Raw genomic sequence first — 17,959 nt, 5'->3', positions numbered from 1 at the left:
GAGACGTCGGCGGCGATCTGCGCGAGCGAATGGGCTCGTCCGATCTAAAGGCCGACATAGGCCGAGCCCAGCAGAAGAAGGCAGAGGATCGGCGCCAGAATGGCGAACTCGACGGAATTGCTGCCTCGCTTCGACCGCAGGAAAAAGCGAATGCCAAGATGGAGTGGGATAGGAAAGGCGTGTCGAGAAGCGCGGCTCATGGGAGTCTCGGCTGTTCTACCGGGTGTTGTGTCGAAGAAGAGCGTACCACTCGAAGAGATTTCGGCTACGGCAACTTGAGGTTACGGTTTACGATTGGTTTACACACCGGAAGGTGTTGTTCGACGCTGCGGGGGGCAATCGGTCGCCTTAAAAGACGTTTAATATCAGTGATCTGTCGAATAGCTTTACCCATAGCCGGAGGAGGTCATGTTCCAGGGGTATGCCCTGCAGTGCCATGCATTCCTTTGGATTGTAACTTTGAGGATGCAATCTCGCGGTGAGGTGCCGTTGGGTGGAGATCGTCTGATATGGGGGCGCCGGACGCGTGCTCGCCCGCCCGCAGAGCGGAGGGAGCGGTACGATGGGCCAGCCGATAGCGCTGTCAAAACGACGAGCCTGTTGCATCCTTCCGGCCTGCGCCGTCCATGCGGCCGCTACTTTGCCGGGGGCGATCAAGGCGCCGTGGTCACTGTATACTCGGCAACGCAGGGCGACGAGCCGCGTTGGGAAACTCAGCCTGTGCCAATCAAGGCTTGCGCTCTGGTGGTCCTTTCCATTCGGCCTTCAGACAGCGACAGGCTGTGAGAACTCCATGATTTGGCGAGGGAATTGCGGGAAGCACGCGACGGCCACCCGAGCGCGGCGGTTGATCGCCACGCCATGTCTGGTATGAAGGCGCGGCCGCTCCCGCCCGAGCCGACGCGGTGATCCCAGCCACGCCAAGGTTCGAATGCCGCTTTTCGACGTCCTGCCGCCCGACCTGTTCAAGCCTTTGGCGTCGTCGTCGCGCCGGCTTTATGCCGACCTTCTGCTGCATCTCCACCACCGCACCTTCACCCTGTCGGGCATCGTGCCGCGCCGCGCGGACGTGATCGCCGAGATCGACGCTTTCCTGGCGCGCCGCGCGCCGGAAGACTCCAAGCTGGAGGATGAAGGCCCCAACACCAAGGCGGAGGAACGCGCCCGCACCGCTTATGAGCGGCTGGTGGAAACCGGCTGGCTGGTGGAATATCGCGAGCGCTATCTCAAGCTCGTGGATCTCGACCCCGAAGCGAGCGGGCTTCTGCATCTTCTGTCCGACATCGAGCGCGGCGAAACACTGAGCTATGGCGGCGCGGTGCTGGGCGTCCTGAGCGCCTTGGAAAGCGCGGCGGGCGATCCGGCCGAGCGCTCGGAAAACCTGCGCAACGCGCTGCGCGGGGCCAACGAGTTCATGTCGCATATGCGCACCGTCTCGGTCTCGCTGCGACAGGCCGAAGAGCGCATTCTGAGCCAGCCGTCCTTGCGCGAGGTCTTCCGGCACTTCTTCGAGAATTTCGTGGAGCGCCACCTGATCCGCGACTTCAAGACCCTGCACACGCGCGACAACCCGTTCCGCTTCCGGGGCGGCATCCTGCGCCAGGCTGCGGCCATGGGCGAGGATGGCGGCCTCGTGGAGGCGCTGGGCGCGGCCTATGCGCGAGAGGGGCGGGCGGGTGATGCGGCCTCCGGCGCAGCCAAGGTGCGCGAGGAGCTCGCCATTATCGCCCATGTGTTCGAGGCGGCCGAGGAGCATCTGGCCGGCATCGACGCGACGGTAGCGCGCATCGAGCGGCGCATCGCCAACACCGCGCGCTACATGGACCGCATCCAGAACCGCTCGGAAGTGGGCCTTGCCGACGCGATGAAGGCCGTGGCGGCGGCCAAGGGCGATGCGATTTCGGTGGCTCCTGCGCTTCTGCCGCGCATCCTGCCGCTCGGCCCCGTCCACATTCCCGCGCCCCGCCGCGAGAAGCCGGCGATCACGCGCACGATCCTGTCCGACCGCGCGCCCGACCCCGCCGCGCTGCTCTATGCTAAGGCGAAGGAAGAATATGTCCGGCGCACGCGCGTGACCCCCGAGCGCCTCTCGGCCTATCTCGAAACCGCGCTGGCCGGCCGGCCGGAAATGCGGGGCCGCGACATGCCGATCGAAAGCGTCGATGATTTCGTGGCCTTCCAGCGCCTGCGCGAAATCCCGTCGATCTTCAACGGCACGCTGGCGCGCTCCTATGAGATCGAGCTTTTGACCGAGCGCTGCTCCAACGATTGGATCACCTGTCAGGATTTCCTGATCCGCCGCCGAGGGGAGGCGAGCCGGAATGCAGCGTGAGACCGACGAATTCCGAGACATCGTGGATGGCGAATGGGCTGGTGGCCATATCGCCGGCCGCCGCCCGACCGGCGAGGAACTGACGCGCACGCTTCAGGTCATGATCACGCGCCAATGCGTTTATTCGCACACGCCGGGCATCGGGCGGACCTATGACATGGTGCGCGCCTATCCGACGTTTTTCGAGCGCTATTTCGGCTCGCTCGGCTATCGCCTCGTGATCTCGCCGCGCGACCAGATGGTGGCGCTGTCCGTGCCCGCCGACGAGGCGCGCTATGACGGCGTGTTCGAGCGGCTGCGCAAGGACGAGACGCTGGTGCTTCTGGCGCTGCGGCTTCTCTGGGAGGAGTCGCTGCGCGCCCATGAGGTGGGCGAGGCCGGAATCGTGGACACCACGACCGACGATCTGGTGGACCGGCTCGTCACCGTCACCCAATCGCCGCCGCCCGAAGAAACGCGGCTTCTCGACATTCTGCGCATGTTCGCGCGGCACGGCGCGCTGCGGCTCGGCGAGCGGGACCGGGTGCGCCGCGTTTCCACCCTCGCCATCCTGCCGGGCATCGCCATTCTCGTGCCGGACAGCTATGTTCGCGATCTCCTGCTCTGGGCCGTCGAGCCGGCGGCCGCGGGCGAAGCCCTGAGCGAGCCGGAGGCGGGCGAAGCGCCGGAAACGGCCGAAGCGGCGAACGTGGCTTCGGCCGACACAGCCGGCCTGGCGGCGAACACGAACGAAAAGGAGGGCGAGAGCGATGTATAGTCTTTCGCGTATCTCCCTCATCAACTGGTATCTGATCGACGCCAAGGACATCGAAATCCGGGGCGAGGCCGCGTTGATCGGCCCGACGGGCGCGGGCAAGTCCTCGATTCAGGACGCGATCCAGTCCGTCATCACCGGCGTCAACCAGAACCGCCTGAACCTCAATGCCAGCGCTTCGGGCCGCTCCTCGCGCAGCGTGCTCGAATATTGCCTGGGCATGACGGGCGATCCGGCCGAAGACGGCAAGCCGCTGCGCTCCTCCTGCGAGACGATCCTCGCGTTGACCTTCCGCAACTACTACACCGAAGAGCCGATCACGGTCGGCGTGGCTCTGTCGGCGCGCCATGGCGACAGCCGCGAGGATGTGCTCTCGCGCTTCGTCATTCCGGGGCACGCCTTTTCGGTGGCCCATGTCCGGCGGCGCGTGAAGGGCGTCAGCACGATCGCGCCGTGGAGCGAGATCGCGGCCTCCCTGCGGGCCGAGCATCCCGGCATGGAAGAGTTTCGCAACTCGGCCGAGAAGTTCACCGCGCATATGCTCACGCTGATGCGCAATGGGGCGACCCCGCCCAACCCGAAGCACTTCCTGCGCGCCTTTTCCAATGCGCTGGCCTTCAAACCGATCTTTGATCCAACGCTCTTCGTGCGCGATTTCGTACTGGAGCCCGAGCCGCTGGATGTGGAGCGGGTGCGCACTTCCATCGCGACATGGCGCGAGCTGGAGCGGCTGATCGCCGATGTCGAGGCGCGCCACAAGCACGCGCTGCGCATTGCCGATCGCTTCCGCCTCTGGGCCGGGGCGCGCCTGTCGGCCGACCGGCAGCGCTGGCGCGCCAGCGCCTTCGAGACACGCCGTCTGGCCCATGAACTCAAGGCCTGCCGCGCCGTGCTCCATGCGCGCGAGGGCGAGCTGAAGCTGGAACGCGGCGTTCTGGAAAGCCGGCGCGAGTGGATCAGGGGCTGGGACGAAGAAATCCGCTCCAAGGAAGCCCTGCTCGGCGCGGCCGGCGGCGAGGCGCAGCTTCGCCAGATCGACGCGGAGGACAAGCTTGCCGCCCGTGATCTGGCCGAGGCCGAGAAGCTCTGGCTGAAGCTGCGCGAGGCGCTGGCCCATCTCGTGAGGCTGCACGATGCCTTGAAGCCCTCAGACGGGCGCGCCGCCGACGCCGCGCGCCAAGCGTTGGCATTGGCTTCGGGCGATCTGCCCCCGGCCGAGGCCCTGCGCGGGCGCGGCGAGCGCTTGCAGGCGCTGGTGGAAGAGGCAACGCGCGCCGATAGCTGGCAGCACGAGTTGGACGCCAAGGCCGACGCGCTGCTCGACGAAACGCGCCGCCTTCAGGAGCGGCTGGAGCGGGTCGAGGGCGGCTTGCAGCGCCCGCAAGGTGCGCTCCTTTCGCGCGAGGCGACGAAGCTTCTCGCCGCGCTCCAGAGCGCAGGCATTCCCGCCGTGCCGCTCTGCGATGTCGTGGAAGTGGCCGATCCGTCCTGGCAATATGCTGCCGAGGCGCTGCTCGGGCGCGGGCGCGAGGCCATCATCGTGCAGCCGCCGCTGCTCCAGCGCGCCTTCGATCTCATGTGGAGCGACCGCAACACCTTCTCCGGCTGCACGCTGGTGAAGACCTCGGCCACGCGCTCCACCAACGCCCATGTGCAGGCCGGCAGCATCGTGGAGGCACTGCGCACGTCGGACGAACACGCCAAGGCTTTTCTGGCCGTGCGCATCGGTGCCTTCCGCAAGGCGGAAACCGACGCCGAACTCGATCGGCTCGATCGCGGCGTGATGCGCAACGGCAAGACCTCGTCGGGCATGGGCCTGTCCGTACAGCGCGATCTGCGCGAGCTTCTGTTCGGCCGGGGCGGCGGCGGCGGGGGCGATCTCTCGGATCTCAAGGCCGAAGCCGTCACCTTGCGCGCGCGGCTTGCCGAGGCGCGCGATCGCTTACGCACGGTCCGCGACGCCGGCCGGCTGCTCGGGCCGCTTCTGGATACGCTGCGCGCCGAGCCCGGCCCCTTCGATCTCGAACACCGCCTGATATCCGCCGCCCGCCGCCGCGAAACGCTCTCGCGCGACCGGACGCTGGTGGAGGAAAGCGACGCCAAGGGCCTGCGCGCTGAACTGTCCGACATCCGCTCCGAGCGGGACGCCCATGCCCAGGAGCTGCGCGAGGAGGTCGAGCCGCGCGTTCAGGCTTTGCAACAGATGGTGGCGACCGCCCGCGCCAAGGTGGACATGGCGGCCAGCCAGCTTCGCGCGGGCGTGACGCAGCGCCGGCGCAGCTTCATCCTGATGGACGCCGAGACCAATCGCGAACTTCTGGGCCTCGATCGCGAAGGCGGCAAGGGCGCGGCTGCCATCTGCGCGGCGCTGCGCGCCGAGATCCGGGCGGAAGAGGAAAAGCGCGCCGACCCGATGTCCTGGCTGGCGCTGAAACGCAACGAGGCGCGCACGGCCTCGGAAGAGGCGGCGAGCGCCGCGCGGCGCGAGCAATTGGCCTCGCTGCGCGATCTCGCCGAATATGCCGCGAGCTGGCGCGTCTCCGTGCCGCCGATCGACGCGGACGGCATGGCGGCGGGCTGCCGCTTTGTCTTCGCTGAACTGGACCGCCTCGAAAACAACGAGCTGCGCGGCTACCGCGAATCCTGCGCCAAGGCCGGTGAGGAGATGCGCCGCATCCTGCGCGAAGACCTGCTCACCCGCCTGTCGGACAAGCTCGGCAAGGTCACCTACCGTCTGGAGGGCATCAACCGTCTCCTGAAGCGCCACCGCTTCACCGGGCAGACCTATGCCTTCACCTTCGCCGTCAACGGCAAGTTCCAGCGTATGCACGAACTGGCGCTGAAGGCGGCCGAGGGCGAGCTGACCGACGAGATTTTCGAGACCTCGATGGACGAGGTCGAGGCGATGATCGAAGGCGGTGAGGATGCCGCGCAGCTCGCCGATTATCGCCAATACTACACGTTCGAAATCGTCATGACCGACGCGCAGGGCGGGCGCACCACGCTCTCCTCGCGCGCCATGAAGGGCTCGGGTGGCGAGGCGCAGGTGCCCTTCTACGTCGCCATCGCGGCTTCGCTGGCGCTCGCCTATTTCCCCGGCCATATCGCCGGCCGGCCGGTCGGCATGGGGCTGGCGCTGTTTGACGAAGCCTTCAACAAGCTGGACGTGCCGAACACGCAGGCGCTCCTGCGCTTCTTCCACGATCTCGGCCTGCAGGTTCTGATCGCCGGCCCGGAGGACAAGCGCGCCACCTTCACCGAGGTTCTCGACACGATCGTCCTCGTCAACAAGGCGCTGGACGGGCGCGCGGTCTATATCGACACGGAGCATCCGGGCTCCGCCGCCAAGGCCGCGCTCGCCGCCCTGAACCCCGATCATCGCGGCGTCGAAGGGTTCCGCACGGCGGCGGAATAAGCGAGGGGTTTGGGAGCCCTCGCCATCTCCGCGCCGCTCGCCGCCCGGCCTTCAAGCTCGTAGGGCGGGCGCCCGGCGCTCAGGGCGCTGCGATCAGGGATTGTCTCGGGCGTCAGTGCCCCTGCTTCTGGCACTCGTCCAGAACCATCTGGATTTCGTTCGGGTCGGCCTGGATTTCGCTCTCCAGCCCCGCCTCGACGCGGCTCATCGCCTCGCGATAGCGCTCGCATTGGCCGACGCGGGCGAGGTCGGCCGCGCTGTCGGGCGTGAACCAGCGATAGGCATAATAGCCGCTGCCGGCGACGAGCACGGCCAGAACGAGGACGAGGGACAGGCGGCGCGACATGGCGGGCTCCCGGCAAGAGGGGCGCTCCACCCGCTTGGGTATGCGAGGGGAACGGGCCGCGCAGATGCCGCCTCTTCGCTTGCCCGAAGCTTGGCGACCCGTTTTCCGACCGTTCGAGGGAACGGCGCGCGCTTCGAGGGCTTGTCTCCAAGAGAAGCTTATCAGGAGACGGATATGTCCAACACAGACCGACCCCATCTCGACGACGCCTCCACCGGCGGCGGCATCGGCGATATCGGACCCCAGCCGGTCGATCCCTCGTCGGAGAACCCAGGCCAAGGCGTGCCCGATGTAACGCCCGACCGGAGCGTCGATCGCGGTGGGGCCGGGATGACGCGCGATCAGAACCCCGCACCGTCGGGCGAGGACCCGGACGATGAGGCGGACGACACGCTCGGCACCACGGTCTGACGGAACAGGCTCGCGCCGCTGGTCCACAAAGGCTGCAAGCGCGTCCCGCAAAGCCGATCGGAAATGAAGAAAGATGGTGCGGGCGGTCGGGGTCGAACCGACACTCCTTGCGGAACCGGATTTTGAGTCCGGCGCGTCTACCAATTCCACCACGCCCGCACAAAGGCCATGGATGCCGAGGAGACAGGCTCACCCGACCGGCCGCTAGGCTATAGCCCAAGTCCGAGCGGTTTGTCACTCTCCTTTGCGTTGACGAAGCGTAAAAGCCTGGGACCAACGGATCGGGCGCCTCGTGAATTGCGGGCAGGCGAGCGAGGGACTATGAGGGCGGCGGAAGGGGCCGCGCCCCGGCATTTTATCGAGGCGAGCCATGTCCGGTTCCAGCGACGCCCCATTCTTCCTGCGCCGGCCCGCCGGCTTTCGCCAGAGCGTCAGCGCCGCGCTGGTTGGGCTCGGCATGGCGGCGACGGTCGGCGGCGCGCTCCTGTTCCAGCATGTCGGCGGCTATATGCCCTGCGCGCTCTGCCTGGAGCAGCGCACGCCCCATTATATCGGCATTCCGCTGGCGATTCTCGCCTTCGCCGCTTCGCGCCTGCGCGCGCCGGCCATCCTGACGCGCGGCCTGCTTCTCGTTGTCGGCGGGCTGATGCTGTGGAGCCTCGCGCTCGGCGTCTATCATGCGGGCGTCGAATGGAGCTTCTGGGCGGGGCCGACCGATTGCGCGGCGGCCGGCAGCATGAACCTGTCGGGCGATCTGCTCCAATCGCTGGATGCGGTGCATCCGCCCTCCTGCTCGGAGGCGGCCCTGCGCATTTTCGGCCTGTCGCTGGCCGGCTGGAACGCGATCCTCTCCGCAGTTCTCGCCGCGATCGCGCTTCGCGGCGCCTTCGCGCCGGGCGACCGCTTTCAGGCGCACTGACGGCGCGTTCGCTCAGAATCGGGGACAGAACCCTGCGGCGGATGACCGGCGATAGATTCCCCTTGCCGGCGAGGCGGCGTCCGGACGAGCGAGACCCGCGGCCCGCCCAAGGGGCGCGAGACGACGCATCACCAACGGCGCCCATTTGCACGAAGCCCCTGTGGGCCGAACCGTAGGGTTCTGTCCCTGATTCTTATTCCGGGTCGAGTTCCGAATCCCAATAGAGATAGTCGAGCCAGCTTTCATGCAGGAAGTTCGGCGGGAACAGCCTGCCATTGTTGTGCAGATCGTGCACGGTCGGCTGATAGGGCGGCTGATGCGGGTGCATCCCGGCGTCCTTCGGCATGAGTCCGCCCTTCTTGAGATTGCAGGGCGAACAGGCGGTGATGACATTCTCCCACGTTGTCAGGCCGCCGCGCGAGCGCGGGATGACGTGGTCGAAGGTCAGATCATGCGGCGAGCCGCAATACTGGCACTGAAAGCGATCGCGCAGGAAGACGTTGAAGCGCGTGAAAGCCGGGTGACGGGTTGGTTTGACATAGGTCTTCAGGCACACGACCGACGGAAGCCGCATGGAGAAGGTCGGCGAATGGACCGCGCGATCGTACTCCGCCAGAATCGTCACGCGGTCGAGGAACACAGCCTTGATGGCGTCCTGCCACGACCAAAGCGACAGCGGATAATAACTCAGCGGTCTGAAGTCCGCGTTCAACACGAGCGCGGGAGACAAGTTGGACGGCACTGCGATCGTCAAGGATGCTCTCCTTCACGCAAGGCAGCGGTTTCGCAAGAACGGGAGCCGGCCGTGCGAACCGTATGCTCATGCTCGTTTCAAATGCGTCTGCACTATCGTGCTCCAACATGTCGTCTTTGTGAAGCCTTGGAAGGGGTTAGCCGGCATCATGGTTCACATCGGGCGGGTTTTCCCGAGCGATGGGCGGTGCGGCGGGCGCAGCATCCCGCCGCGTGATGGCGGCATAATAGCTCCAGAACAGCCTCGCGGCCGTGGCGCGGTGCGGCGACCAGCGCTCGGCGAGCTGGGCCAGAGGCTTCTCCTTGGGCCGTTCGGCCAGGTCGAGCGCGTGGCCGACCGCAACCTGAAGGGCCAGATCGCCCGCCGGAAAGACATCCGGGTGGCCCAGGGCGAACAGGAGATGGCACTCCGCCGTCCAGCGTCCGATTCCGTGAATCGCCACCATCTCGGCGATGGCGCTGTCCGCGTCGAGCCGCTCCAGCCGGTCGAAGTCCAGCGCGCCGGTCGTGACGGCCTCAGCGATGGCGCGCAGCGTGCGCATCTTGGGGCGTGACAGACCGCCCCGACGTAGCGCCTCGTCCGACGCGCCTAAAAGCGCCGCCGCGTCGTCGAGATCGACCTCGCCCGCCAGGCGCGCGAAGATCGCGTCCGCGCTCGCCCGCGAAACCTGCTGGGCGGTGATCGTGCCGACCAGCCCACGCAGGCCGCCGGCCGTGCGCCGCAGCGGCACGGGGCCGGCGCGCGCCACGACCGGGGCGAGACGCGGATCGGCCCGAACCAGAGCGTCCAGTGCCGCTTCGATGTCGGCAAGCGTGTGGATCATGCCGGCTCCCTTGTGCCTCTGTTCGTCATCGGTTCTAGAATGGGCTCATGAGCCTGTCGCCCGCCCAACGCGTCTTTCGTTTCGCGCCGAGCCCCAACGGGCGTCTTCACCTGGGGCACGCCTATTCGGCCTGTCTCAACCACGACAGGGCGCGTGAGGTAGGAGGGCAGTTCCTGCTGCGCCTGGAAGACATCGACCTCGCTCGTTGTACGCCGGAACTGGAAGCCAGCCTCCTGTCCGATCTCGCATGGCTGGGGCTGACACCGGACGCGCCGCCGCGCCGGCAATCCGAGCATTTCGCCGACTATGAGGCGGCGATTGCCGCGCTGCGGGACGCCGGGCTCGTCTATCCCGCCTTCATGACGCGGGGCGAGGTAAAGGGCTTTGCCACGCTCCATGAGAAGCGTGAAGGCCGTCCCTGGCCGCGTGACCCGGACGGCGCGCCGATCTATCCCGGCCTTGATCGCGACCTGACGCCGGACGAGCGCCGCGCACGCATACGCGATGGCGCGCCCTTTGCCTGGCGGCTCGACATGGCGGCGGCGCTGGCGCGACTCGAAGGGCCGCTGAGTTTCACTGAAACCGGCAATGGGTCCGAGGACGAGGTTCTGGCCGAGCCCGCGCTTTGGGGCGACGTGGTTCTGGCGCGCAAGGACCTGCCCACGAGCTATCATCTGGCCGTGACACTGGATGACGCGCTTCAGGGCGTCACCGATGTCGTGCGCGGCTGCGATCTCCTGCCGTCCACGTCGGTGCATCGCCTGCTTCAGGCACTGCTCGGCCTGCCCGTGCCGCGCTATCACCATCACGAGCTGATTCTGGGTGAGGACGGTCGCAAACTCTCCAAGAGCGAGGGGGCGGCCAGCGTGCGCGCGCTGGGCGAGGCCGGGCTGACGCCGGTCGATATCCGGCGCATGGTTGGGCTTTAAGCGCTCAGGCACCCGTCATGACGGCGATCCAGGCCGTCAGGGTCAGGGCCGAGACCACGGTCGTAACCACAATGACGGTGGCGGACAGGCCCTCGGCGGTCTTGAAATAGGTCGCGAAAAGATAGGCGTTCACCCCGGTCGGCGAGGCCGCGGCCACCACGGCGACGGCCAGCCAGAGCGGCGGCAGAATCAGCGAGCCGACGAGAAACACCACGAGCGGCTGGATCACCAGCGAGAGCGCCGTGATGACGCTGGGCGCTCGCAGCGCCCCCCGGATGGGATAGCGCGGCAGCGAGAAGCCGACTGCAAAGAGCGCGACCGGCCCGGCAATGCCGCCCAGCACCTTCAACACTTCCGCAACGGGGCCGGTCAGCGGCAGGTCGGTCAGCCGCCAGAGCGCGCCGAGCGCAAGGCCATAGACCAGCGCGTTGCGTGACAGGTTGCGCCCGACCTGGGCCAGCGTGCGCCGCGCGGAGGGCGCAGGCACCGGCCCCTTCGTCAGTCCGGCGCGTGCGTCGGCCACGGCCGCCCGCTCCAGCAGCAGCGTGGAGGCCGTCATCATGACCGGCAGATGGATGGAGATGATGAGGGCGAGCACGTCGAGACCTTCACGCCCGAAGGCCCGCTCGGCCACGGGAATGCCGACGAAGATGAGGTTGGAGAAGGAGGCCGAGACACCCCCGATCACTGCGCCGCGCCGATCGACGCCCGCGAGCTTGCGCGCGATCACCATGCCCAAGCCGAAGCTGACGAGCACGCCCGCGAAGTAACTCGCCCAAAGCAAGAGCGGATTGGCTTGCCCGAACTCGGCGGTGGCGAGCGTGCGAAACATCAGCGCCGGCACGGCGACCAGAAACACGAACTGCGTCAGCACCTCGCCTGTCGTATCGGGGAGGAGCTTCAGCTTGGCGACCAGCGCGCCGAGGGCGATCAGAATGAAGATCGGCGCGACGATCGACAGGACGAGACTCATTGGGGCATCCAGGACGCGAGCAGGAACGCGCTGTCCTTAGCAACGCAAGGGCGAACTGGCGACAGATCAGGCGCGGTGCCGTCCGCTTTAAGCGAGTGGAGCCTCGAATGCGGGGAGGGCTCGCGGGCGAACGAGAACATGTCCGCTGAGGCGACGCATGCCGGGGGAGTCTGTGCGGATAGCGTCATCAATCTTCATGGTCCAAGCGTGCCGAGGCCTCGGCCCGGACGCTTCGCAAGGCTCCGCCTCCTCTTTTCAGTCGCGGGGGAGACAGGCGGATTTGCCTTTCTCGCCAATTCCCGACCTGCTATCGCCCAAGCCGGGACTGTCTTGGACCAAGGACAGGTCTTGTATCCGCTCACCCAAGCGAGACCGGAAAAACGCTTGTCCGATCGAGAGGCGGCGTTGGGCGGTCCGGCACGGCGGGCGATGTCGCCCGATCCTTCGGACGGGCCATGCAGGACATGTTCACATTCCACCGCGCCGTCCTGTTCGATGCGGGAGCGCGAGACCTGACATGAGTGGCCTGACCCAGCGGCTTCTGCCGGCCTTCCCCGTTCTGTTCGTGCTGCTCTGGTCCACCGGCTTCGTGGGCGCGCGATACGCCATGCCCCATGCCGAACCCTTCACCTTTCTGGCCCTGCGCTTCGCGCTGGCCATTCTTCTGCTGCTGCCGGTGGCGCTTTATCTCCTGCGCAGGCGGGACGTTCCCCTGCGTCCTCTCGGCCATGCCGCCTTTGCCGGCAGCCTGATCCATGGCGTCTATCTCGGCGGCGTGTTCTTTGCCGTGCGCCACGGGCTTCCGGCCGGCATCACGGCGCTCGTCGCCGGGCTTCAGCCCTTCTTCACCGCGCTGATCGCCCGCGCGGCCCTGGGCGAGCGTCTGACGCGCCGCCATCAGACGGGGCTCGCCATCGGCCTTGTCGGCGTGTTCCTCGTCGTCGCCCCCAAGCTGGGAACGGGCGCGGCCTTCGGGCCGGCGACGCTCGTTCCCGCGCTGATCGGCGTCGTCGCCATCGCGCTCGGCACCGTCTGGCAGAAGCGGTTCGTCACCGGGCTGGACCTGCGCGTCGGGGCCTGCGCGCAATATGTCGGCGCGCTCGTGCCGGTGGCGCTCGCCGCGTTCCTGTTCGAGACGATGCGGGTGGATTGGACGCTGGAACTCGTGCTCTCGCTCGCCTGGCTCACGCTCGCCCTGTCGATCGGCGCGGTCATGCTGCTGCTCGTCCTGATCCGCAACGGCTCGGTCTCGAGCGTCGCCTCGCTGTTCTATCTCGTGCCTTCCGTGACGGCCCTTATGGCGTTCGTCCTGTTCGGAGAGCGGCTGACGGCGGTTCAGCTTCTGGGAATGCTCGTGGCGGCTGCCGGCGTGTGGCTCGCGACACGAACCTCCGCGCGGCGGCGGGAATAGGCGGGACGCGAGGTCGCGCCCTTTGGCGCTCGCGCCCGCCCGTCGCAGCGCCTATATCTGCGACACGCTCCTCCGCTCGGCAAAGGCCGCCCCATGTCCAGTGTCCTGTCCTTCGTCGCTCTTGCTTTCATGGTCGCCGTCGCCGTGGTTCTGCTCATGGGGCTTCGCAACATGATGGTGGGCGGGCCGGGCAACACGTCGCAGAAGCTGATGCGGATGCGCGTCATGCTGCAGGCCATCGCCGTCGCGGTGATCGTGGCGGTGATTTACTTCGCGCGTTAGCGCTCATTGCCGAGCCTTTCGGCCCCCTTGCCCTAGTTTGCGTCTTTCGCGACAAACGGCGGCGGACGACGGGGAACGGGCGGTCATGGTACGGCTGAACAAGATCTATACGCGCACGGGCGACGACGGCACCACCGGGCTCGGCAATGGCGAGCGACGCTCCAAGGCGGATGCGCGGGTCGAGAGCTACGGCACGGTGGACGAACTCAACGCCGTGCTTGGGCTCGCCCGGTTGCACGCGACGGGTGAGGTGGATTCGCTTCTGGCGCGCATCCAGAACGATCTCTTCGATCTCGGCGCCGATCTGGCGACCCCCGAAACCGGCGAGCCCCTGCCGTTTCAGCGCTTGTCGATCATCCAGCCCCAGGTGGATGCGCTGGAGCGCGAGATCGACCGGCTGAATGTCGAACTGGAGCCGCTGCGCTCCTTCGTGCTGCCGGCCGGCACGCCGCTTGCGGCCCATCTCCATCTCGCGCGCACCGTGGCGCGCCGCGCCGAACGGCTGATGGTGGCACTGGGCGAGGTCGGCGGCGAGCGCGTCTCTTCGGCCGCGATTCGCTATGTGAACCGCCTGTCGGACCTTCTCTTCGTCATGGCGCGCCATGCCAACGACAAGGGCCGGGGCGACGTTCTCTGGGTGCCGGGCGCGAACCGCTGACGTTTGAGCCGTCATGTGAAATTTTTGACGTGAACGTAAAAGTCATTTAGTGTGGTTCGCGGGCGCGACTTCGACTTGAAGCGACGGTCGGTGCTTCATAAGAAAGAGCCAGGAAACACGGATCGTCCGACTCAGGGGGCTGCTCCAGGGCCGGCTGCGAGGAAAGAACGGCATGAAGATTCTTGTCTGCGTGAAGCGTGTGGTGGACTACAACGTGAAGATCCGCGTGAAGGCGGACGGCACGGGTGTCGAGCTCGCCAACGTCAAGATGAGCATGAACCCGTTCGACGAGATCGCCGTGGAAGAAGCGGTTCGCCTGAAGGAGAAGGGCGGGGCGGCCGAGATCGTCGCCGTCTCGATCGGCCCCGCGCAGGCGGCCGACACGATCCGCACCGCGCTCGCCATGGGCGCCGATCGGGGCATCCTCGTGAAGGTCGAAGGCACGGTCGAGCCGCTGGCGGTGGCCAAGATTCTGAAAGGCGTGGTCGAGGCGGAACAGCCCGATCTCGTGATCCTCGGCAAGCAGGCGATCGACGACGACTGCAACCAGACGGGCCAGATGCTCGCCGGCCTGCTCGGCTGGGCGCAGGGCACCTTCGCCTCCAAGCTCGAGATCGCGGACGGTCAGGCCAGCGTGACGCGCGAGGTCGATGGCGGCTTGCAGACCGTCGGGCTGACTTTGCCTGCCATCGTCACCACCGATCTTCGTCTCAACGAGCCGCGCTATGCGAGCTTGCCCAATATCATGAAGGCCAAGAAGAAGCCGCTGGAGGAAAAGAGCGCCGCCGATTTCGGCGTCGACACCACGCCCCGGCTGGAAGTCCTTAAGACTGCCGAGCCCAAGGGGCGTCAGGCCGGCGTCAAGCTCGGCTCGGTGGACGAGCTGGTTTCCGCTCTCAAGGGCGCCGGTCTGGTCTGATCCGACCCGCTTCCGCCGCTGCTTCTCTTGGATTTCGAGGTTCGTTCCATGACCACGCTTCTGATCGCCGAACACGACAACGCGCATCTTTCGGGCGAGACCGCCAAGGCGCTGACGGCCGCAAGCCAACTCGGCTCCGACGTCCATCTCCTCGTAGCCGGCGAGGGCTGCGCGCCGGTGGCCGAGGCCGCTGCCAAGCTCTCGGGCGTCGCCAAGGTGCTTCTGGCCGATGCCGCGCTCTATGGCCATGCGCTGGCCGAGCCGCTGGCCGCGCTGATCGTGCAACTGGCCCCCGCCTACGGCGCGATTGTCGCCCCGGCGACGGCTTCCGCCAAGAACGTTCTGCCGCGCGCCGCCGCGCTTCTCGACGTGATGCAGGTGTCGGATGTGATCGCGGTGCATGGCGCGGACACGTTCGAGCGTCCGATCTATGCCGGCAACGCGGTGGAGACGGTACGCTCCAAGGACGCCATCAAGCTTCTGACCATCCGCACCAGCGCCTTCGCGGCGGCGGGCGAGGGGGGCTCGGCCGCTATCGAAAACGTTTCAGGGGCGAGCGATCCGGCCGTGTCGCGCTTCGTCGGCCAGGAGGTCGCCCATTCCGAGCGGCCCGAGTTGTCGGGCGCCAAGATCGTGGTGTCGGGCGGCCGCGCGCTGGGCTCCAAGGAGAAGTTCGAGGAGGTCATGCTGCCGCTGGCCGACAAGCTCGGCGCGGCCGTGGGCGCCAGCCGCGCGGCGGTGGACGCCGGCTATGCCCCGAACGACTGGCAGGTCGGCCAGACCGGCAAGGTCGTGGCGCCCGATCTTTATGTCGCGGCCGGGATCTCGGGCGCGATCCAGCATCTCGCCGGCATGAAGGATTCCAAGGTCATCGTCGCCATCAACAAGGATGAGGACGCGCCGATCTTTCAGGTCGCGGATTATGGGCTGGTCGGCGATATTTTCACGCTCGTGCCGGAACTGACCGGCAAGCTCTGATTCTCTCACCGAAAGGTCGCTGCCATGAGCGAAGTGCGCACCGTCGGCGTCATCGGCGCGGGTCAGATGGGAACGGGGATCGCTCAGGTCTGCGCGCTCGCCGGGTTCGACGTCGTGCTTTACGATGTCAGCTTCGAGCAGGCGCGCCAGGGCGTCGCCAAGGTGCAGGCGGGGCTGGATCGGCAGGTGGCGGGCGAGAAGATCGCCGCCACCGAGCGCGACGAAGCGCTGGCCCGGCTGAAGGCCGCCGATGGCGTCAACGATCTCGCCCCCTGCGATCTCGTGATCGAGGCGGCGACCGAGAAGGAGGAGATCAAGCGGCGCATCTTCGCGCAGGTCTGCCCCGTCCTGCGGCCGGACGCGATTCTGGCCTCCAACACCTCTTCCATCTCGATCACGCGGCTGGCCGCCGGCACCGACCGGCCCGAGCGCTTCCTCGGCATTCATTTCATGAATCCCGTGCCGGTGATGAAGCTGGTGGAACTCGTGCGCGGCATCGCCACCGATGATGCGGTGTTCGAGGCGTCCAAGGCCGTCGTGCAGAAGCTCGACAAGACGATCATCGTGTCGGAGGATTTTCCCGGCTTCATCGTCAATCGCATCCTGATCCCGATGATCAACGAGGCGATCTACACGCTGCACGAGGGCATCGGCTCGGTGGAATCGATCGACGCCTCCATGCGGCTCGGCGCCAACCATCCGATGGGCCCGTTCCAGCTCGCCGACTTCATCGGCCTGGATACCTGCCTGTCGATCATGCAGGTGCTGCATGACGGACTGGCCGATTCCAAATATCGCCCTTGCCCGCTTCTGGTGAAATATGTCGAGGCCGGCTGGCTCGGCCGTAAGACCAAGCGAGGCTTCTACGACTATCGCGGCGAGACGCCGGTGCCCACACGCTAGCGCCTATGGATCGACAAGAGCGAGGTTGAAAGCGCGGAGCGAAACCACGCGCGCTTCGCTCCGCAGGTCCGGTCCACTCTTGCCGCCAGTCACTCCTGCGCTCCGGCTCTAAGGCCGCCTCAACCTTCCCGATTCTTCATCCAAGGTGACGATGAGGGAAACTCCGCACAACCCCGAAATACGACTCAGCGATGCGCTCCGATGGCGACGCGCCGTGTGCCAATCCTGCCGACCGTGCCTGCCGCGTCGGGGCCGGTGAGTCCGAGATAGTCCGTGTTGAAGGTCTCACCATAGCGGGCGGCTCCCGATGTCGTCCCCGCGAAACGCTTGGCCAGCGACGTCAGCCAGAGCGACATCCCCTCGTCGGAGGCGATGGTCGCGACATTCGGTCCGATATTGGCGATCGCCGCACCCTGATCGGCGCTGGCAATGAAGGCTTTCATGGATCCGTTGGGAAGCCACATTTCGCTGTAGATCGATGCGTAGATGTTCGTGGCGGCCGAATCCGGGATCTTCACTTTCTCGACGCTGCCGGGGATCTGCGCGGCCGCTTCCGCCTTTGCGAAATCCTGGGTAACGGATACTGCCGTCTGTCCAACCTGTTTGCGGGCATCGCTCGCCTGATGAAACGGATTGACGAGAAAGCCGCAATCCGTCGCGCTACGACACCACAGAAAATCCCGCATCTGCGCAATACGATTGCGGGTCGGGCTGTTGCGGAAGAAGCCGTAGCAGGCCGCGAAAACGAGATCGTAATAGATCGCGGGCACGGTCTGCGTTCTCCCCGCCTTGGCCCATTCGCGCCACTTGGGGCCCTTCGCCAGGGCTTCCAGAATGAAGGCGCGACGAACGATCTTGTTCTCCGGGTTGAAGAAGGACTTTTCGAATTCGAGACGGGTCATCGGCATGGCGATGTTCTCCTGACGGAACTCGCTGAGCGCTAACAGCCGCGTCGTTGTCGCGACAATATCCCGACTGCCGATGGAAGGGCAAAAGGCGGTTTTCGAGACGCACGGACAAGAAATACCCTCGAACTCCAGCCGCGCGGACAGTCCTGCATGTCGGAGCTTCGCCCCGCTAGAGCACTTCCCTCGAACATAGGTACGCCTGATGTGCTCTGGCACTTTCTTCTCGCATTGTCCGGGCGCGAAA

General features: G+C 66.5%; 18 protein-coding genes and 1 tRNA gene. 12 read left to right on the top strand and 7 right to left on the bottom strand.

The window, feature by feature from the left end:
• Positions 1–44 precede the first annotated feature (44 nt).
• Entirely contained in the window at positions 45–200 is a 156-nt protein-coding gene (locus AUL28_RS22615; RefSeq protein ID WP_156419956.1) for a TadE/TadG family type IV pilus assembly protein, read from the bottom strand.
• 731 nt (positions 201–931) lie between these two features.
• Here AUL28_RS22615 and AUL28_RS10365 point away from each other — a divergent pair.
• The 3 genes from AUL28_RS10365 to AUL28_RS10355 are packed head-to-tail and all read left to right on the top strand — an operon-like array spanning position 932 to position 6,501.
• The gene (locus AUL28_RS10365) at positions 932–2,332 is read left to right on the top strand and encodes a Wadjet anti-phage system protein JetA family protein (RefSeq protein ID WP_082640383.1); all 1,401 of its coding nucleotides are present in this window, start codon (positions 932–934) and stop codon (positions 2,330–2,332) included.
• Entirely contained in the window at positions 2,322–3,089 is a 768-nt protein-coding gene (locus AUL28_RS10360) for a DUF4194 domain-containing protein (RefSeq protein ID WP_062232155.1), read from the top strand. Before AUL28_RS10365 ends, AUL28_RS10360 begins: the two co-directional genes overlap by 11 nt.
• On the top strand, positions 3,082–6,501 hold the full coding sequence (locus AUL28_RS10355) for an SbcC/MukB-like Walker B domain-containing protein (protein WP_062232152.1): 3,420 nt from the start codon (positions 3,082–3,084) through the stop codon (positions 6,499–6,501). Before AUL28_RS10360 ends, AUL28_RS10355 begins: the two co-directional genes overlap by 8 nt.
• A 112-nt stretch (positions 6,502–6,613) precedes the next feature.
• Here the strand turns inward: AUL28_RS10355 and AUL28_RS10350 are convergent, their stop codons facing one another.
• The gene (locus AUL28_RS10350; protein WP_058602631.1) at positions 6,614–6,847 is read right to left on the bottom strand and encodes a hypothetical protein; all 234 of its coding nucleotides are present in this window, start codon (positions 6,845–6,847) and stop codon (positions 6,614–6,616) included.
• Between the two features lie 174 nt (positions 6,848–7,021).
• Between AUL28_RS10350 and AUL28_RS10345 the strand changes: the two genes are divergently transcribed.
• Positions 7,022–7,258: a hypothetical protein gene (locus AUL28_RS10345; protein ID WP_062232150.1), complete on the top strand. Its 237-nt coding sequence runs from the start codon at positions 7,022–7,024 to the stop codon at positions 7,256–7,258.
• 74 nt (positions 7,259–7,332) lie between these two features.
• On the opposite strand, the gene AUL28_RS10340 is transcribed toward AUL28_RS10345, so the two are convergent.
• Positions 7,333–7,417: transfer RNA gene (locus tag AUL28_RS10340), tRNA-Leu, on the bottom strand.
• Positions 7,418–7,628: 211 nt separating this feature from the next.
• Between AUL28_RS10340 and AUL28_RS10335 the strand changes: the two genes are divergently transcribed.
• Positions 7,629–8,177, top strand: a complete 549-nt coding sequence (locus AUL28_RS10335) for a disulfide bond formation protein B (RefSeq protein WP_062232148.1) — start codon at positions 7,629–7,631, stop codon at positions 8,175–8,177.
• Positions 8,178–8,370: 193 nt separating this feature from the next.
• On the opposite strand, the gene AUL28_RS10330 is transcribed toward AUL28_RS10335, so the two are convergent.
• Positions 8,371–8,931, bottom strand: a complete 561-nt coding sequence (locus tag AUL28_RS10330; RefSeq protein WP_058602598.1) for an HNH endonuclease — start codon at positions 8,929–8,931, stop codon at positions 8,371–8,373.
• Between the two features lie 136 nt (positions 8,932–9,067).
• Entirely contained in the window at positions 9,068–9,754 is a 687-nt protein-coding gene (locus AUL28_RS10325; protein ID WP_062232145.1) for a DNA-3-methyladenine glycosylase family protein, read from the bottom strand.
• 47 nt (positions 9,755–9,801) lie between these two features.
• On the opposite strand from AUL28_RS10325, the gene gluQRS reads away from it, so the two are divergent.
• Positions 9,802–10,683, top strand: coding sequence for a tRNA glutamyl-Q(34) synthetase GluQRS (gene gluQRS, locus AUL28_RS10320; RefSeq protein ID WP_062232143.1), 882 nt, complete (start codon positions 9,802–9,804; stop codon positions 10,681–10,683).
• 4 nt (positions 10,684–10,687) lie between these two features.
• On the opposite strand, the gene AUL28_RS10315 is transcribed toward gluQRS, so the two are convergent.
• Positions 10,688–11,656, bottom strand: coding sequence for an AEC family transporter (locus AUL28_RS10315; RefSeq protein ID WP_062232142.1), 969 nt, complete (start codon positions 11,654–11,656; stop codon positions 10,688–10,690).
• A 517-nt stretch (positions 11,657–12,173) separates the two neighbouring features.
• Between AUL28_RS10315 and AUL28_RS10310 the strand changes: the two genes are divergently transcribed.
• From AUL28_RS10310 to AUL28_RS10285, 6 genes are all read left to right on the top strand, one after another.
• Complete coding sequence (locus AUL28_RS10310) at positions 12,174–13,067, top strand: DMT family transporter (protein ID WP_062232140.1); 894 nt, start codon at positions 12,174–12,176, stop codon at positions 13,065–13,067.
• A 93-nt stretch (positions 13,068–13,160) separates the two neighbouring features.
• The gene (locus tag AUL28_RS10305) at positions 13,161–13,349 is read left to right on the top strand and encodes a twin transmembrane helix small protein (RefSeq protein ID WP_058598597.1); all 189 of its coding nucleotides are present in this window, start codon (positions 13,161–13,163) and stop codon (positions 13,347–13,349) included.
• Between the two features lie 85 nt (positions 13,350–13,434).
• Positions 13,435–14,007 carry a cob(I)yrinic acid a,c-diamide adenosyltransferase gene (locus AUL28_RS10300; protein ID WP_062232138.1) on the top strand — a complete coding sequence of 191 codons (573 nt, stop codon included), beginning with the start codon at positions 13,435–13,437 and terminating at the stop codon, positions 14,005–14,007.
• Positions 14,008–14,179: 172 nt separating this feature from the next.
• Positions 14,180–14,926: an electron transfer flavoprotein subunit beta/FixA family protein gene (locus tag AUL28_RS10295; protein WP_062232136.1), complete on the top strand. Its 747-nt coding sequence runs from the start codon at positions 14,180–14,182 to the stop codon at positions 14,924–14,926.
• 48 nt (positions 14,927–14,974) lie between these two features.
• Entirely contained in the window at positions 14,975–15,904 is a 930-nt protein-coding gene (locus AUL28_RS10290) for an electron transfer flavoprotein subunit alpha/FixB family protein (protein ID WP_062232134.1), read from the top strand.
• A 24-nt stretch (positions 15,905–15,928) separates the two neighbouring features.
• Positions 15,929–16,807 carry a 3-hydroxybutyryl-CoA dehydrogenase gene (locus tag AUL28_RS10285; RefSeq protein ID WP_058598601.1) on the top strand — a complete coding sequence of 293 codons (879 nt, stop codon included), beginning with the start codon at positions 15,929–15,931 and terminating at the stop codon, positions 16,805–16,807.
• 185 nt (positions 16,808–16,992) lie between these two features.
• Here AUL28_RS10285 and AUL28_RS10280 read toward each other — a convergent pair whose 3' ends face one another.
• Complete coding sequence (locus AUL28_RS10280; protein WP_156419955.1) at positions 16,993–17,931, bottom strand: hypothetical protein; 939 nt, start codon at positions 17,929–17,931, stop codon at positions 16,993–16,995.
• Positions 17,932–17,959: the final 28 nt, after the last annotated feature.

It is taken from the genome of Aureimonas sp. N4, assembly GCF_001463925.1.
GTDB lineage: Bacteria > Pseudomonadota > Alphaproteobacteria > Rhizobiales > Rhizobiaceae > Aureimonas > Aureimonas ureilytica_A.
Note: the sequence above shows the minus strand (reverse complement) of the source record. Positions and strands in the feature narration are given on the sequence as shown.

What these genes read in the sequence shown, in the direction of transcription:
- AUL28_RS22615 (WP_156419956.1), bottom strand. Translation starts at nt 200, where the DNA reads ATGAGCCGCGCTTCTCGACACGCCTTTCCTATCCCACTCCATCTTGGC.
- AUL28_RS10365 (WP_082640383.1), top strand. Translation starts at nt 932, where the DNA reads ATGCCGCTTTTCGACGTCCTGCCGCCCGACCTGTTCAAGCCTTTGGCG.
- AUL28_RS10360 (WP_062232155.1), top strand. Translation starts at nt 2,322, where the DNA reads ATGCAGCGTGAGACCGACGAATTCCGAGACATCGTGGATGGCGAATGG.
- AUL28_RS10355 (WP_062232152.1), top strand. Translation starts at nt 3,082, where the DNA reads ATGTATAGTCTTTCGCGTATCTCCCTCATCAACTGGTATCTGATCGAC.
- AUL28_RS10350 (WP_058602631.1), bottom strand. Translation starts at nt 6,847, where the DNA reads ATGTCGCGCCGCCTGTCCCTCGTCCTCGTTCTGGCCGTGCTCGTCGCC.
- AUL28_RS10345 (WP_062232150.1), top strand. Translation starts at nt 7,022, where the DNA reads ATGTCCAACACAGACCGACCCCATCTCGACGACGCCTCCACCGGCGGC.
- AUL28_RS10335 (WP_062232148.1), top strand. Translation starts at nt 7,629, where the DNA reads ATGTCCGGTTCCAGCGACGCCCCATTCTTCCTGCGCCGGCCCGCCGGC.
- AUL28_RS10325 (WP_062232145.1), bottom strand. Translation starts at nt 9,754, where the DNA reads ATGATCCACACGCTTGCCGACATCGAAGCGGCACTGGACGCTCTGGTT.
- gluQRS (WP_062232143.1), top strand. Translation starts at nt 9,802, where the DNA reads ATGAGCCTGTCGCCCGCCCAACGCGTCTTTCGTTTCGCGCCGAGCCCC.
- AUL28_RS10315 (WP_062232142.1), bottom strand. Translation starts at nt 11,656, where the DNA reads ATGAGTCTCGTCCTGTCGATCGTCGCGCCGATCTTCATTCTGATCGCC.
- AUL28_RS10310 (WP_062232140.1), top strand. Translation starts at nt 12,174, where the DNA reads ATGAGTGGCCTGACCCAGCGGCTTCTGCCGGCCTTCCCCGTTCTGTTC.
- AUL28_RS10305 (WP_058598597.1), top strand. Translation starts at nt 13,161, where the DNA reads ATGTCCAGTGTCCTGTCCTTCGTCGCTCTTGCTTTCATGGTCGCCGTC.
- AUL28_RS10300 (WP_062232138.1), top strand. Translation starts at nt 13,435, where the DNA reads ATGGTACGGCTGAACAAGATCTATACGCGCACGGGCGACGACGGCACC.
- AUL28_RS10295 (WP_062232136.1), top strand. Translation starts at nt 14,180, where the DNA reads ATGAAGATTCTTGTCTGCGTGAAGCGTGTGGTGGACTACAACGTGAAG.
- AUL28_RS10290 (WP_062232134.1), top strand. Translation starts at nt 14,975, where the DNA reads ATGACCACGCTTCTGATCGCCGAACACGACAACGCGCATCTTTCGGGC.
- AUL28_RS10285 (WP_058598601.1), top strand. Translation starts at nt 15,929, where the DNA reads ATGAGCGAAGTGCGCACCGTCGGCGTCATCGGCGCGGGTCAGATGGGA.